General features: G+C 61.8%; 14 protein-coding genes. 8 read left to right on the forward strand and 6 right to left on the reverse strand.

Translation table 11 applies throughout. From position 1 onward, the window contains the following. Positions 1 to 341: 341 nt before the first annotated feature. Positions 342 to 656 carry a COG4315 family predicted lipoprotein gene (locus M1E02_RS09610; RefSeq protein WP_479377803.1) on the reverse strand — a complete coding sequence of 105 codons (315 nt, stop codon included), beginning with the start codon at positions 654 to 656 and terminating at the stop codon, positions 342 to 344. Here M1E02_RS09610 and M1E02_RS09615 point away from each other — a divergent pair. After that, positions 640 to 939, forward strand: coding sequence for a hypothetical protein (locus M1E02_RS09615; protein ID WP_479377804.1), 300 nt, complete (start codon positions 640 to 642; stop codon positions 937 to 939). The two genes, M1E02_RS09610 and M1E02_RS09615, sit on opposite strands and share 17 nt — an antisense overlap. A 917-nt stretch (positions 940 to 1,856) precedes the next feature. Here M1E02_RS09615 and M1E02_RS09620 read toward each other — a convergent pair. Beyond that, complete coding sequence (locus M1E02_RS09620) at positions 1,857 to 2,930, reverse strand: LacI family DNA-binding transcriptional regulator (protein ID WP_479377805.1); 1,074 nt, start codon at positions 2,928 to 2,930, stop codon at positions 1,857 to 1,859. Positions 2,931 to 3,082: 152 nt separating this feature from the next. Here M1E02_RS09620 and M1E02_RS09625 point away from each other — a divergent pair, with 152 nt between their 5' ends. The 7 genes from M1E02_RS09625 (at position 3,083) to M1E02_RS09655 (ending at position 12,902) form a co-directional block, all read left to right on the forward strand. After that, positions 3,083 to 5,188, forward strand: coding sequence for a beta-galactosidase (locus M1E02_RS09625; RefSeq protein ID WP_479377806.1), 2,106 nt, complete (start codon positions 3,083 to 3,085; stop codon positions 5,186 to 5,188). A 68-nt stretch (positions 5,189 to 5,256) separates the two neighbouring features. After that, positions 5,257 to 6,606 (forward strand): ABC transporter substrate-binding protein, encoded by a 1,350-nt coding sequence (locus tag M1E02_RS09630; RefSeq protein ID WP_479377807.1) that lies wholly within the window; start codon positions 5,257 to 5,259, stop codon positions 6,604 to 6,606. Between the two features lie 76 nt (positions 6,607 to 6,682). Then, positions 6,683 to 7,639, forward strand: coding sequence for a carbohydrate ABC transporter permease (locus M1E02_RS09635; protein WP_479377808.1), 957 nt, complete (start codon positions 6,683 to 6,685; stop codon positions 7,637 to 7,639). Continuing rightward, positions 7,636 to 8,559: a carbohydrate ABC transporter permease gene (locus M1E02_RS09640; RefSeq protein ID WP_479377809.1), complete on the forward strand. Its 924-nt coding sequence runs from the start codon at positions 7,636 to 7,638 to the stop codon at positions 8,557 to 8,559. Before M1E02_RS09635 ends, M1E02_RS09640 begins: the two co-directional genes overlap by 4 nt. A gap of 81 nt (positions 8,560 to 8,640) precedes the next feature. Further along, positions 8,641 to 10,851 carry an RICIN domain-containing protein gene (locus M1E02_RS09645; RefSeq protein WP_479377810.1) on the forward strand — a complete coding sequence of 737 codons (2,211 nt, stop codon included), beginning with the start codon at positions 8,641 to 8,643 and terminating at the stop codon, positions 10,849 to 10,851. A gap of 382 nt (positions 10,852 to 11,233) precedes the next feature. Next, positions 11,234 to 11,770, forward strand: a complete 537-nt coding sequence (locus tag M1E02_RS09650) for a DUF1349 domain-containing protein (RefSeq protein WP_479377811.1) — start codon at positions 11,234 to 11,236, stop codon at positions 11,768 to 11,770. A 1,000-nt stretch (positions 11,771 to 12,770) separates the two neighbouring features. Then, positions 12,771 to 12,902, forward strand: coding sequence for a hypothetical protein (locus M1E02_RS09655; RefSeq protein WP_479377812.1), 132 nt, complete (start codon positions 12,771 to 12,773; stop codon positions 12,900 to 12,902). Between the two features lie 48 nt (positions 12,903 to 12,950). Here M1E02_RS09655 and M1E02_RS09660 read toward each other — a convergent pair whose 3' ends face one another. The 4 genes from M1E02_RS09660 to M1E02_RS09675 all read right to left on the reverse strand — a co-directional run bounded on the left by M1E02_RS09660 (position 12,951) and on the right by M1E02_RS09675 (position 15,751). After that, positions 12,951 to 13,358 carry a (R)-mandelonitrile lyase gene (locus M1E02_RS09660; protein WP_479377813.1) on the reverse strand — a complete coding sequence of 136 codons (408 nt, stop codon included), beginning with the start codon at positions 13,356 to 13,358 and terminating at the stop codon, positions 12,951 to 12,953. Between the two features lie 25 nt (positions 13,359 to 13,383). Beyond that, entirely contained in the window at positions 13,384 to 14,325 is a 942-nt protein-coding gene (locus tag M1E02_RS09665; protein WP_479377814.1) for a quinone oxidoreductase family protein, read from the reverse strand. Between the two features lie 42 nt (positions 14,326 to 14,367). Next, positions 14,368 to 14,721, reverse strand: coding sequence for a cyclophilin-like fold protein (locus tag M1E02_RS09670; protein ID WP_479377815.1), 354 nt, complete (start codon positions 14,719 to 14,721; stop codon positions 14,368 to 14,370). A 133-nt stretch (positions 14,722 to 14,854) separates the two neighbouring features. Beyond that, positions 14,855 to 15,751, reverse strand: a complete 897-nt coding sequence (locus M1E02_RS09675; protein ID WP_479378119.1) for a helix-turn-helix transcriptional regulator — start codon at positions 15,749 to 15,751, stop codon at positions 14,855 to 14,857. Positions 15,752 to 15,765: the final 14 nt, after the last annotated feature.

A 15,765-nucleotide genomic window follows, 5' to 3' on the forward strand; every position in this document is an offset into this window, starting at 1 on the left:
AACCGGCCGCGAACTTGAATTGACCAGCATCGGGCCGCGGCCCTTGAGAGTCGAACCTTGGGATCGCTCGGATGTACGCGGCTACCGCCGCAGACATCGTGGCCACCCGGTTGGGAACCGACCGCGAGGACGCCGAGTGAGCCAGGCGGTTAGCTGGCTGCGCCCTGGGCGCGGTACTGACAGCTGTCGCTGGATGCATCGGATTGCAGTCTCACCCATCCCTCAACAACCCCTGGTGGCTTCACCGTCGAGTTTCACGACGCGCAGCCAGTCCCCGGATGGTGAGCGCACGCCGCGTAGCTGCAGGATGCGCCGCCGATTCGGCTCCGCCTGCACTGCAGCTATGGGGCTCGGATCCCGTCCGGATCGACGACCCACCAGAGCCCGCCGTGAGTCGAGACGTTGTGGCACTTTACCTCGCCTGGCCCCTCGTGCGCGTAGAAGTAGAGCGGATGCCCGTTGTAGGTGACCTGGGTCGTGCCGTCCCGCCGCTTGGTGGTCCCCAGCAGTGCTGAGTCGACCTCGCCGCTGGCGGTCGGCGCTCCGTCGGTCAGCACGGGTGGCCACGCTTCAGCGCAGTCGTCGTAACACTCCGGACTGGTGCTCTCCTCACTCTCCCAGATATAGATGGCCTGTTTTTTGGCATCGAAGAGCATCTGGCCGAAGTCGCTCGCGGCTGTGGTGATCGTGGTGCCCGGCTTTGGCGCGCTGGATGGCTGGCTCGGCGGGGGTTGCGGGCTCTCCGGTGTCGTAGTGCTCGTACTCGGAGGCGGGGTAAAGTCCGGGGCCTCGCTCGGGGTGCTGCTTGCGCAAGACGACGCGACGAGTGCGAGGACTACCGCAGCCGCCGCTCGCAGTCCGGGTCTGGACACACTGTGCTCCTATCGGCAGGAGCGGGCGCCCCCGGCCAGGTCTTCGGGGTTGGCGATGATCAGATAGTGGGGCTGTTCGGTTCCCATCATCTCAGCTTTTGTCGAAAATCGGTGGGCGGCGCGGCGAGTCCGGTCATGGGGGACTGCCACCCGACTCGCCTGGATCAGTGAGCGGCTGTGGCCGTCAGGGTGCGGGGCGACGGCGCCCGGCAAGCAGGACGGTGCCGAGCAGCAGCTTCAGGACGACGAGTCCGAAAATCGCGCCGTACAAGGGGTCGCTTCAGAAAAAGGAAAAATCGTACGCTAAGGCCGCGTGGAGAAAAGTAACGGCTGGACCGCAGCTTGTCGATGGAAGCGGGCCAAAGTCCGTCCGTAGGGGAAACGCCCAACGGGACGGTTCTTGGCGTTGTACGCGGAGGACTCAGGGGATCAAACGGAACGGGTGGCTGCCGGTTAGGGGACTGCGGTGTTTCCTAAAGCCCGTTGAAATAGAGAATCAGAAATGCGGGCATGTGATGACGGGAGCTGGCAGGGGTCAGACCAGGTTTGGTGCGCTGGCCATGATGTAGTCGACTGCCGCCGGGCCTTTCATGCCTAGATGGTTGTGCTCGGGCTTGATTCGGCTGGCTTTCAAAGCTTCCCAGAGGGCTTCGGGCGGATGCAATTCTTCGCTGTTGAGTAGGCACCAGCTGGTGTACAGGCCGTACAGCTCGTCCGGGCTCAGACCGGCTTCCTTGTCCTGTTATTCATCAATGGCCTGGGCGAGAAAGACCTCAAAGTGGGGATGACTCATGATTATTGCTTTTCATCAATACAACTCACAGACAATTTTCCAGGTTCGCTCTGTACCGTGGTTGAACGCGCGTTCATAGCCAGCACCCGCATGCGGCCGGAAGTCCGCTGCAAAATCGTTGGGACGGCGATGTAGTCGGCGATGGTCCGTACCCATCCTCTGTTTCCCGTGGATACCCTGGTCCTTATGGCTTAGGTGAGCGTACGCGGCGCACGCCCAGTGGATCGCCGCTGAACGAGTTCTGAGGCTAGAACTTCACTCCGGGACGGGGCGGTTCGATTGATCTGCCCCAGAAGCTCCTGCACTGCAGCTCGTCCTTGCGCGGCGAAGTCAACGCGGATCGTGGTCAGGGGCGGCATAAAAAATGCCGCTTCCGGAATGTCATCTACGCCCGTCACACTTATATCGTCAGGAACCCTGAAGCCGTTTTCGAAGAGTGCGAGTATGGCGCCGAGCGCCATCTGGTCATTTGCTGCCACAATGGCCGTGGCTTGGAGATCCGTGGACACCCGCGAGACAGCTTCGTAGCCGGACTTGGCGGACCAGTCGCCGAAAACAATTCCTTCGGACTGGAGGCCTTGTTCTGCTATGACCGCTTCAAAGGCCCGCGCGCGGTTACGGGCCGCCGGAAACGTGGTGGGCCCTGCGATGTGAAGGAACCTGCGGTGACCGAGGGATGCCAGGTGCTCAATGAGCGCTGGAAAGCCAACGGTGGTCAATTGTGAGGGGCGCCCACTCAGGGCGTCGTCCTCTTCGGCCCCGATGTACAAGGGAACGCGGAATTCGGTTCTCTCGAAAGCCTCCCTCATCTCGTCGGTTGAGGCGAGGCCCAGGACGCCGGCAAGATCGTGCTGCATTACGAGGGCAAGTGCTTCCTCGATTGAAGCGCGGTCGCTTACATCCAGAGTGACGATGTCGAGCAGGTATCCGGCCTCCCTGGCCGCGGCACTTGCGCCTTGTAGGACCTTGCTGGGACCGAAGTGGGCTATTTCATGGGTAAGAGCGCCTATCCGATGCGATTCGCCGGTTGTCAGGGAGCGGGCCGACAGATTGGGCCGGTAGTTGAGCTTCTCGAGTGCATCAACCACCCGCTGTTTCGTTTGAGGTCGGATCCCCTCAAAACCGCGCAGGAAGCGGCTGACTGTCTGATGGGAGACTCCTGCTGCAGCGGCGACGTCGTAAATGGTGGCCTGTCTCGTCGCCGAGGACGCCTGGACAATGGCCTGCCCTGCGTCCACCACCTTCGCGGCCCCCTCATCGTTCATATGGTCCCCCAATCAGCGTTCATGTGGCGGCTCCTGCCACTGTAATGGAGTTTACCGGAAACATTTCTTTCTAAGGTCTATGTTTCCGGTAACAATTAGCGCTAACATGCAATGAACCTTCCCGCATCAAACCCCAACGGAGTGTCAACTCGATGGAATCGCCACCCCTCGCAGCCCTGCCAAGCGGCATCCTCTTCGGAGCGGCCTACTACGCCGAATACCATCTGACCGATCGGCTCAAAGTTGATCTTGATCTGATGAAGGACGCCGGATTCAACGTCATCCGCGTGGGCGAATCAGTCTGGTCGTCCTGGGAACCGCAGGATGGAGAGTTCGACGTCGAATGGTTGACTCCCGTTTTGGATGGCGCCCATGAGCGGGGCATCAAAGTCATTCTTGGCACCCCAACCTACGCAGTTCCTCCGTGGCTGCAGACGGCTTATCCGGAAATCGCTGCCGAACGCAGCACGGGAATCAAAATCCCTTGGGGTGCGCGGCAGGAGATCGACTACTCCCACCCTGCGTTCCTGTTCCATGCTGAACGTGTCATCCGCAAAGTCCTGGAACACCACGCCACCCATCCGGCAGTCATCGGGTTCCAGGTGGACAACGAACCCGGGCTGGAACTCATCCACAACCACGGTGCCTTCACCCGCTTCGTGCGGCGGCTCAAGAAGCAGTACGGCGACGTCGAGGCCCTGAACCGCGAATGGGGCCTCACCTACTGGTCCCACCGGATTACAGACTGGTCCGAACTCTGGCGTCCGGACGGCAACACTTTCCCCCAGTACGATCTCGCCTGGCGCCGTTACCAGGCCGATCTCACCACCGAATTCATCACCTGGCAAGCGGACCTGGTGGCGGAGTATCGGCGAAGCGACCAGTTCATCACCACGTGTTTGCAGTACCCTCGCCGCGGCCTGGACGACCAACAGCTGTTCCGCCGGCTCGACGTCGGAGCAGGCAACCCCTACTACGGCATGCAGGACCACCTTGACGGGCTCCAGGAGCTTGACCAGCCCAACTACTGGACCACCACCGGAGTGGCAGGCCTCTTCCGGCAGGCTGACCGGCTCTACGGGTCCAAGCAGGGACGGTACCTCGTCACGGAGACCAACGCACAGGCCATCGGGGCCGCCGAAACCAACCTGCCACCGTACCCGGGCCAGCTGAAGCAGTCCGCTTACGCTTTCATCTCCCGGGGTGCCGCCATGATCGAATACTGGCACTGGCACACCCTGCCATATGGAGCCGAAACGTACTGGGGAGGGGTCCTGCCCCACAGCCTGGTACCTGGACGGGTCTACACGGAACTCTCCGAACTGGGTTCGGAACTTGGCCAGATCGGAACGCTGCTCGACGGCTACGAGCCGGATGCCGACGTCGCCATCCTCTGGTCGAACCCCAGCCGGTTTGCCATGCAGTTCATGCCGCCCTTTGCTGCTAACGGCCAGCCTGACGGGGAGTCATACGAGCACATCATTGACTCGTTCCACCGTGGGATCATCGATGCCGGCCGGCAGTCGCGGGTGCTCCATCTTCCGCAGGCAGCTGCCCTTGGAGCCGCGCAGCTGGTCAAACAGTTCCCGGTACTGGTGGCGGCGGGCGTCTACATCGCCTCGGACGAGGAACTTGAGATGCTTCGGGACTATGCCCAACTGGGCGGCCACCTCATCCTTGGTGTGCGCACCGGATATGGGGACGAGGAAGCGCGCGCCCGGGTCGCCGTCGCACCTGACCTTCTTCATGAGGCTGCAGGCGTGCGCTACGAGGAATTCTCCAACCTGGACCGCCCTGTGGCAGTAACCGCTACGCCCGGCGGCGACCTCGAACTCGATGACGGATCGTACGCCAGGCTGTGGGTGGACGGGCTCATCCTCCAGGGCGCCGAATCGCTGGCCTCTTACGAGCACCCCCGCTTCGGTGACTTTCCGGCCGTAACAACGCAGGCCCATGGTTCCGGCCGTATAACAGTCGTCGGATGCGTGCCCTCCCCGGATCTCGCCAAATCCATTGTCCGCTGGGCCGTCCCTGACGCGTCCTCGTTCCTGGCTGGGGAGGTGGAGCGTCCGCTCACAGTGTCCTCAGGCTCACTGCCGGACGGCCGCCGGGTGTGGTTCCTCTTCAACTGGGGATGGGAAAGCCGGAACGTCACGCTCACCCGACACGTCAGGGAGGCCACCGAAGATGCCGCCCATGAGGCGGGAACAGAACTTTCGCTCGGAGCATGGTCAACACGTACTTTCATCAGCCGCTGAGCTCGACCGGATCCTCCGGAAGCTGCTCCAAAACATCAGCAAGACCAAAAATCACAGAAAGAGTAACCATGAAAAAGGCACCAAAAACAGCAATGACGCTGGTGAGCAGCGCCGCGGTCGCCGCACTGCTCCTCACCGGCTGCAGCAGCTCACCGGCCGGAACCGCCACCACGGAGACCGTCTCGCAGGACGAGATCGACAAGGCGCTCAGCACCCCCACCAAACTGACGTTCTGGACCTGGGTACCGGACATTGAAAAAGAAGTGGCACTCTTCGAAAAGAAATATCCGGCGATCGACGTCACGGTTGAAAACGTGGGCCAGGGACTCGAGCACTACCAAAAGGTCCGGACGGCGCTACAGTCCAAGGAAGGCGCCCCGGACGTTGTACAGCTCGAGTATCAGTACATTCCGTCCTTCACACTGACGGATTCGCTGCTGGACCTCGCTCCCTACGGCGCAAAGGACATCTCTGGCGACTACGTGGACTGGGTATGGAACCAGGTCTCCACCGACGACGCCGTCTGGGCAATCCCGCAGGACATCGGGCCCATGGGCAACCTGTACCGCAGCGATATCCTCAACCAGGCAGGCGTCACCGAGGCCCCGAAGACCTATGAGGAGTACGCAGCAGCGGCCCAAAAAGTAAAAGACTCAACGGGGTCATACATCTCCAACCTTGCAACCAACGACCCCGCGCAGGTTGTCGGACTGTTGTGGCAGGCCGGGGTTAAGCCTTTCGGCTACGACGGCGACAAGACCGTCAGTATCAACGTCAACAGCGCCGAATCGAAAAAGGTTCTCAGCTACTGGCAGGACCTGGTTCAAAAGGATCTCGTTTCCACTGACGCCGACTTCAACGACCAGTTCTACCAGGGCCTCGCCGGCGGCAAGTACGCAGGATGGCTCACCGCTGCCTGGGGCCCGATCTTCCTCCAGGGCACGGCCGCCGATACCTCAGGAAAGTGGAGCGCTGCCCCGCTGCCGCAGTGGGATTCGTCCAAGCAGGTCGCAGGGAACTGGGGCGGCTCCTCCGACGCAGTGCTGTCAACCACAAAGAACCCGATCGCTGCGCAGGAACTGGCGACATTCATCAACCACGATGAAGAATCAACCACCATGTTCGCGAACGAGCAGTTCCTCTTCCCGGCATCCAAGAAGGTCCTCGAAAGCCCCGAATTCAGTGGGAAGGCTGTGGAGTTCTTTGGCGGTCAGAAGGTCAACGAGCTCTTCGCCGACGTCTCCGGAACCGTTGACACCGAGTTCCAGTGGCTTCCGTTCACCGAGTACGCATACTCCCAGTTCAACGAGATTGTCGGCACAGCCATAGGTGAGAAGAAGGACCTCAGCGCAGCCCTTGACCAGTGGCAGGACGTACTCGTCAAGTACGCGAAGGCCCAGGGGTTCACCGTCAAATAAGACGCCCCGGAGGCGCCGCTGCCAGCAGCGGCGGCGCCTCCCACCCTTCCCATCTCTCTCAAATAAAGGATCAGCCGTGGCCATAAGGTCTATTCCCGCGGGAAAACCGGCGGGCGCACGCAGCGTCAGACGTTCATCCGTCAGCAAGCGCAGGCAAACAACCGCCGCCTACCTCTTCGTGCTGCCGTTCTTCGTGGTCTTCGCCACCATGCTTGTCATCCCGCTCGGATATGCGGGCTACCTCAGTGTGTTCAAGAACCAGCTCGTCGGCGGTCTCTCATTCATTGGCCTGGACAATTACATCCAGGCGTTCTCGGACCCGGATTTCCTGGGCGGGATTGGCCGGATGCTGATTTTCCTGCTCGTCCAGGTACCTATCATGCTCGGCGTCGCCCTGTTCCTGGCCCTGGGCCTCGACAGCGGACGGGCACACGGCGCCAAGGCGCTGCGCCTCCTGTATTTCATGCCCTACGCCGTCCCCGGTGTAGTGGCGACGCTGATGTGGGGATACTTGTACGGCCCCGATTTCGGCCCCATCTCCCAGCTGTTCCGTGCAGTGGGCCTTGAGTCCCCGAATCTGCTCAACTCCCAGAACATCCTTGGTTCGATGATGAATATCGTCACCTGGGAGTTCGTGGGCTACAACATGATCATCCTCTACGCAGCCCTCCGCTCCATTCCTGCTGAACTCTATGAGGCTGCGGCCATTGACGGTGCAAGCCAGTACAGAATTGCATGGAGCATCAAAATCCCCGCTATCCGCCCTGCAATTATGCTGACCGTCATCTTTTCGATCATCGGGACTTTCCAGCTGTTCAACGAGCCCAGCCTGCTCGACGCGATCGCTCCCAGTGCCATCACCAATGGGTTCACCCCGAACTTTTACGCGTACAACCTCGCGTTCGTCAACCAGGACGTCAACTACGCCGCAGCGGTGGCATTCCTCCTCGGGGCGATCATCGCCGTCGTCTCCTACGTCGTCCAGCTCGGCACACAGCGCAGTGAACGCAAGCAGCGAAAGGCCGCACGATGACCACCACCCAACTCGCTCCCGCCACGGGAAAAACCCCGGCTCCCGCTCCGTCGCGCCGTGGGAAACGACGCCGCGGGCAACAACGCAGCATGCCGTTGACCATCATGTTGTGGCTGTGCGCGCTCTACTTCCTTCTCCCGTTGTTCTGGCTGCTGATTGCCAGCACCAAGGACAACTCTGATCTCTTCAGCACCTTCGGGCTTTGGTTCGGGCAGAGGTTCTCCCTGTGGGACAACCTCGTGTCTGTATTCACTGTCCGCGACGGCCTCTACCTCCGGTGGACTCTGAACACCGTTCTCTACGCCGGTGTGAGCGCGGTCGGAGCGTCCTTAATCGCCACCATGGCCGGCTACGGCTTCGCGAAGTACTCCTTTCCCGGATCACGGGCCTTGTTCAGCATCACCCTCGGCGCAATCATGATTCCGCTCACGGCATTGGCATTGCCCACCTATTTGCTGTTCAACGCGGCCAGCCTCACCAACACCCCCTGGGCCATCATCCTTCCCTCACTCGTCAGCCCGTTCGGGGTGTTCCTGATGCGCGTATATGCCGCCGACGCGGTCCCCGACTCAATGATCGAAGCCGCCCGCGTGGACGGGGCAGGGGAATTCAGGATCTTCTGGCAGGTCTCCTTCCGTCTCCTCGGCCCGGGAGTTGTCACAGTCTTCCTCTTTGCCCTGGTGGCCACCTGGAACAACTACTTCCTGCCGCTGATCATGCTGAACACGTCCTCGCTCTATCCGCTGACAGTCGGACTGGCCCAACAACAGTCCGCAAGCGCCGCCGGAGGAGGCGCCCAGGCGCTCTTCTCCACAGTCATCACCGGCTCACTCATCAGCGTGGTACCGCTGATCATCGCTTTCCTGTTCCTCCAGCGCTACTGGGAAACCGGTTTGGCCACCGGCGGAGTCAAGGAATAGCCCCACGATCGCTGGGCTCCGGCCCGCAGATTTATCTAACCAATCCCCAAAGGAGGGGCTATGAAGGAAAGAAGAAGACTAATGAAGGCTCTAGGAGTCTTTGTTGCGGCGGCGTCATTGTTGACGCTGCCGGTGATCAGTGCCCAGGCTTACGCGCCGGAGGGCGGGGTTGTCTATCAGGTCCCCAGCGACCAGCCGTGCCTGAAGGGACGGGGCAACTGCGCTATCTACGTGAAGTCGGCGCAATTGCCGAGCGGGCGGCTCGTGGCGACGTTCGAGAAGTCGACCGTTGTAGCCGCCAGTCAGGGGGCTGCCGGACAGACCCTCCCGGTCTATAAGAGCGATGACCAGGGCACGTCCTGGCAGCCGCTCTCAGAGGTCAAGGCGCCTGCCTACCTTTCCAGCAACCCTCAGTTCGCGAAGTACACCAGCAACTGGGGGAGCCCCTACCTATACACGCTGCCGCAGGACGTCGGGAACCTGAAGTCGGGCACATTGCTCCTCGCGAGCACCGTTACGGGTGAGGACGCTTACTACAAGGAGCACAAGGCGGCCGATCCGAACTGGGTGCCGACTAATGACGGCGACCGCTCCGACATGGCCCTCGCTCTCTTCTCCAGCACCGATAGCGGGGTGACGTGGAACCTCGTCAACGTCATTGCTACCGCTGGCTGGCAGGGTGGCAGCGCAGGTGCGACCGGGGTGAACATCGCCGCCGCAAACACGAACCGGCAGGTCGATCCCATCTGGGAGCCATATCTGATGGTGCATGCCGACAAGCTCGTGGCCTACTACTCCGACGAGAACGACTACCTCAGCTTCGATCCGGCCACCGGCGTGCCGATCCTCGATCCGAACAACGGCACGGCTCCCGATTCCGAGGGCCAGATCCTGGCGCACAAGACCTGGGACGGCAGCAGCGCATCCTGGAGCGCGCCTGTCGTTGATGTCGCAGGATCCACTCAGAACATGGGCAACGGTAAGACCCAGATAGGCGGTGGCCGCCCCGGCATGACCACAATCGCGCAGACGACCGACGGCAAATGGCTGCTCACTTACGAGTACTGGGGCGGCGGAACCAACGTCAAATTCAAAATCGCCGATGACCCGCTGAAGTTCTACGCCGCCAGCGATTTCGACGGCAACGAGATCACCGGGTTGCCCGTCGACGCCGGTTCGCGTTCCTTGTCCCAAGGCGGCAGCCCTGTCCTGATCACCCTTCCAGACGGGCGGATCGTCTACAACGCTGCCAGCAGCGGAAACGTGTGGGTCAACGAAAGCGGACGCAGCGATGGCGCATGGACGGAATACCAGACCCCCGTCGGAGCCGGCTACACGCGCAACCTTCAATACGTGAACGGCACCGGGCGGGTGGTTATCCTGCAGGCGAGCTGGGGCGGCCCCGGCAGCCAGGCCGTGATTCGCTTTGGTGAGGTGGACCTGGGAAACTCCGACGGAACCTACTACCGGCTGGTGAACCGGAAGACCGGCCAGGTCATGGGGACAGGGAACAACACCAACGACGCCAACATCGGCAACGCCGATGTCCCGGACGTCGTCCTTGAAACGGCCGGCGCGGTGCAGAACCCGGATACCCAGTACTGGCATGTGGTCACGAAAGCAGACGGCAATAAGACACTGCTGAATAAATCGGGCGGACGTGAAGCGTCTATCTGGACAGCAAACGCGACAGTGGGCCAGCGCATCGGACAGTGGGTGGACAATAAGGCCGCGGGCAGCTGGAACGTCATTGACAACGGCAATGGTTACTCCCGCCTCCAGGCCGTGAAGAACACGAATCTGTATTTGACCGGCGGTGCTTCCGGGTCCCCGTTGACGCTGCAGAATTCGGCCACCGACGGTTCCCAGGAGTGGCAGCTTGTGGCAGAGCCGCGGCCGCTGGCTAAGACCCTGGTGGGGGCGCAATCAGGTAAATGTCTCGATCTGAAGTCCTTCGCGACAAGTGATGGCGCTGTGGTTGATATCTACACCTGCAATGGCGGCGCCAACCAGGACTGGACGCTCGACTCCTCCGGGCAGCTGGTCAACGCACATTCGGGCAAGTGTCTGGATGTGAGCGGCCACTCAATCTCAAATGACGCCTTGGTGCAGCAGTGGACCTGCACCGGCGCCTCCAACCAGAAGTGGACGCACAACCCGGTGACCAGACAGCTCATCGGGCAGCAGTCCGGCAAGTGCCTCGACGTCAAAGAGGGAGGCACCACAAATGGCTCCCGAGTGGTGATCTGGACTTGCGGCAGCCAGACCAACCAACAATGGACCATTAGGTAGCAACCGCCTTGATCGGCAGGGCTTCAAGGGTTTGAACTGACCACCCGGGACTGGGCGTCGCACTAATACAGTGCTTCGCCCAGTCCCTTCTCGAATGCTGATCTCCGCAATCGAAGATATCTCTGAGCCCAATCCGTCCCACTACATCCACGTCCACGTCCACGTCGAAAGACGTGCAACGATCGCGCCGATGAAATCAACAGACCGACCAATCCCGATACCGATAACAGCGCCTAACGAGCCCGGGCGGCCACTGTCTGTCCCCTAGGCTGACGACGGTCCATCATCCTGAGCCCCCCACGATAGGGAAGATAAAAGAGTGAAAACAGTTATCCCAGGCCTGCCTCCTCTTGAGTGGGCTAACGGTCAAGGTTCTGCCGAAATGCCTACCAACGATGTGCTTCGCCTCATAGCGGCCTCAGGCGCCGACTGGACCAACGACGCCTTCGGGGGGCCGCAACAGCACGCAGCAACCCTGCTCGGCTTCGTCCCGACCGAAGACTTCACTCTTTCCGCTCGTGTCGCGGTTCGGGGCGAGAGAACCACCTTCGATGCGGCCGTCCTGGCGATCTGGGGCGACAAAGACCACTGGGCGAAGCTTTGTTTCGAATACTCTCCGCAAGGACAAGCCATGGTCGTGTCTGTAGTGACCAATGACTTCTCCGACGACTGCAACTCCACGCTCGTAACGGAGGACGCGGCCTACCTCCGAGTTACCCGATCAGGAGCGGGCTGGGCCTTTCATTCATCGGCCGATGGCCACAATTGGGACTTCGTGCGGGTCTTCCGGATCGCGTATGACGGACCCATCAGCGTCGGTTTCCTTTCCCAAGCGCCGCTCGGCGACCTCTGCGTAGCCGCCTTCGACAACATAAGATACGGCACCAGCGTGCCCGCCGACTTCCGCGACGGCAGCTGACTCAAAAACCGCATTGGTCCTGGATATCCCTAGCTGCTGTGATGGCGCCGACACTGACCATACGGCCCGGTGAGGCACAACAGCTGCTGGAGGGGTTCCTGTTGCGCAATGATGATTGGATTGAGTCTTCTTCAGGTATTTGGCTCGCACCCAATCCTGGCGGCCGCCAATGACTCCCTCGGCGCGCTAGCCGACCGTCACGGTACTCCACAGTGGCGGCAGTTCCTCCTCAGGGCGCTGGTGCTCCGAATGGTGACACTCCACCTTCTCGTGGAACTGGAACGACTCACAAGCTGACAGACACACACCCGTCGCCGGCGCGATCGTCGCGCTGACGGAGTAAATTCTGAACGCTCTCATCGGGAGAAGTTGCAGAGATGCAAGGATCGCTGATCCGTGGCTGGAGAGCTATTCGTTCAAAAGCTACTCCGCGCATTACCGATACCTCGTCAACCGCATGGTGACCATTGTGGGGGAATGGTACGACAGGAACTGGTTGCACTGCCAGTGTGGACTGGTCGGTGTGCGGCCAGTCAGTTGGCAGGGGCGAGCCTTACTCTCGCCCGCGTTCCGATGAGCCGCTCCCGGACGTCGTCTTTGCAGCCGCCGGGCCAGCTGGCGGGATGCACTGAAGGAACGCCGCATGATCCATGGGATTTCAATGAGCCAGCGCGGGGCACATCGGACGAGATCGCGACGACGAACTTGTTCGGGGCTCTGGCGCATCACGAGAATCCCGTGCTGCAGTTACCTGCCAAGGGATGTTGAGAATGTGAGAGGGGAGTCGTGCAATGGATCCATTGACGAGGTGGGGGCATTCGCACTCCGGCCGTCAGATTCGCTCGCGAGTCTCAATAATTCCGGCGGTCTCACAAAGTCAAAGAGTAGGCCCGGGCCTATCTGACGGCGGTGTTGGAGCGCGGTGGTGAGGCGTAACCAAGTCGTATGCTTTCGGTTTGCTTGACATGGCGGGAGTATTGATGTCGAGAAGTTCGGCGAAGTGAAGGCTCTTTCGTCCGGGTTCGAGCTGTTTGACCTGCATGGCGCAGCTGAAGCCGTCGGCAAGGACAGGCATGTCCCTGGCAGTTCGGGCGAGGGCCGGGGCGAGGGCTTGCTCGGAAACTTTCACTGAGATGCTGGTCCGGTGCAGCGTCGGCGCGATCCGGTCCTGGGGTGAGGGTCAGCGCTGCGTGCCGTTGTACTCGTCGTCTGTGACGTGCTCGAGCCAAGTGGTCGTGTTAGCTGGGTCGTCGCCGTTTTCGAGCATGGCGATGTGCTCCATGAAGCAGCCGGGCGCGGCGGCGTGCCAGTGTTCTTCGTCGGGCGGTGTGTACAGGGTTTCGCCCTGGCGGACTTCGATGATGGTGCAGTCCCGGCCGCCGAACCGGGCAACACCCTGGGTGACGCGGAGGTACTGTCCGCGTGCATGCGAGTGCCAGGCGGTGAGGGCGCGTGGGGCGAAGCGGACGGTTGCAACGACCATGCGCTGGTCGTTTTCGTGCGGCAGCGCGATGGGGTCCAGCCACACATCCCCGCTAAACTGTTCGGGCGGGTTCTTGCTGGTGGGCCGGGTGGGTTCGATGTTCATGCGTTCTCCCTGCTGATGGGAGGGTTTAGTCGAGCCTGAGAACGACCTTGCCTTCAGCGGCACCGCTGCCGAGCCGTTTGTATGCGCGGTCGGCGTCCTCGAAGGGCATCTGCGAATCGACGATGGGGCGGACACGTCCGGCCTCGACATCGCTAAGCAGGTCCACCATCACGCCCGCCATGAGGGTTCCGATGGTTTCGGGCGGGGTGAGTCCGTACGAGACCGATCGCAGCGTTATCTGCTGTCGGGCGAGGCGGAACAGGTCGATTTCCGCAGTGGGCCCGGTGATGCGCCCCACGCTCACGACGGCACCGCCTTTTCGGGATGCGTCAACGGCATCGACCAGTCCCGAACCGCCGACATGGTCGAGGACGACGTCAGCGCCCTCGCCGCCTGTGAGTTCCCGGACTCGATCGGCCAACGCGGCGCTGTCGTCGAGGACGATGACATGGTCGGCGCCGCCCCGGCGGAGCAGGTCAGCGCGGCCACGGGTGCGGGTTGTGCCGAGAACGACCCCGGCGCCCAATGCGCGAGCGACTTGGAGGCCTACGAGGGCGATGCCGGAGGTGGCTGCGGTAATGAGCACGGTGTCACCGCTTCGCAGCCCCGCGCGGCGGAGTGCGCCGTACTCGGTGGAAAGAGCTGTGGGAAGTGCCGCGGCATCGGCGACGCCCAGCCCGCTGGGAATGGGCAGGAGGTGACGGTGGTCGGCGACCACGACCTCGGCGAACGCGCCCATGCCGATGCCCATGACGGGCGTGCCCAAGAGGCTTTTGGGAACGGCGTCGCCCACTGCCTCCACTGTGCCGGCAAATTCGAAACCGGCGACCTCGTCGCTGCTGACGGACAGGTCGGCGTTGTTGAGTGCGACTGCGCGTGGACGCACCCGCACCTGGTTGGGCCCGGCTTGGGGTTCGCGGCGTTGCACGAGGGTGGGGATGCCGTTGTCACTGATGATGGCAAGCATGAAGGCCCTTCTTGATTTAGGGGAGTCGAGGGGTCGTTGTAGTCAGGAAACCGCTCGCAGGACAGCGCTCTGCTCACCGATGGATGAGATGACGTCAGCCGACGCGTCCACGGTTCCAAGCTTCACCAGGCCGTTCGCATGGGGTTGGCGCTTATAGAACAGCGCGAGGTTTCCCCACGGAGCGAAGTAGCAGAGGTCCCCTATGGCGGCGGAGCTTCCCGCAGGGGACGATGAGGTGGGCAGCTTTGAGGGTAGATATCCGATCTTCTCTGCACCGTGGAAGTCGGTCAGCTCCAGCGTGACGGGCAGCATGTCTGCCAGCGCGGTGGTGGCGGGAGTGTCGAGCAAGTCAACCGTGAGGACGGTTCCGTCCTCCAGTTGAAGTTCGGCGTTCATGATGTTCCTTCCTAGTGCTCGCGGGTTCGACTCGACCCCGCTTGGTGGACTGTGTTGCCGCGGGGAGGTGGTGGATGGTTAGGTCTCCGGCGGGACCTTTGGTGGTGAGAGATTCTTTGGTTCGATGTTCATGTCACTTCTCCCAAACGGGTGCATCGATGTCGACGGCGTCTGCCGACCTGACAGCGGGCGCAGCCCAACTGGCCAGCAGGCGCAGTCGCTCATGTGAGACCGAGCCGGGTTCGGTGGCGTAAATGAACAACGACAGCCCCCGGTCTGCGGTCAGCTCGAGCCCTTCATAGGACAGAGTGATCTCACCGACCACCGGATGCTTGAAGGTCTTCACGCCGTGATCGTGGTGACGGACGTTGTGAGCGCCCCACCGGACACGGAAGTCGTCGCTGCGGGTGGAGAGCTCCCCGACGAGATCCTGAAGGCCCTTGTCGTACGGGTCCCGGCCGGCTTCCCGGCGCAGGATCGCGACGACGACATCGGCGGCCGAATCCCAGTCCGGGTAGAAGACATGAGAGCGGTCATCAAGGAACTGATACCGTGCAAGGTTGCCCGCGCCGGGACCGTCGAACACCTCAGTGTAGAACGCGCGCCCGAGCGCGTTGGTGCCAAGCATGTCCATTCGACCGTTCCGGACGAACGCCGCCCCATCGGTAATCGCGTCCAGTGAGAGTTGCACACCGGGCCGCAGCACGGCCGCCCTGGACGAGCGCCGGGGGGCCCTGGGGGTGATGGGCGCACTTGCAGTGCGGGCCAGATCGAACAGATGTGCCCGTTCGGCGTCTTCGAGTTGCAACGCGGACGCAAGGGCGTGCAGCACGGCCTCCGACGCCCCTGCAATGTTCCCGCGTTCGAGCTTGGAGTAGTACTCGATGCTCACATCCGCGAGGACGGCGACCTCGCTGCGTCGAAGACCTGCGACACGACGATTGGTGCCGGCCGGAATGCCCGCTTGCTCAGGGGTGAGCTTCGCACGCCGCGAGATCAAGAACTCGCGGACTTCCTTCTTGTTGTCCACGGATCCGACGGTAC

Source organism: Arthrobacter sp. Z5-13 (genome assembly GCF_056499105.1).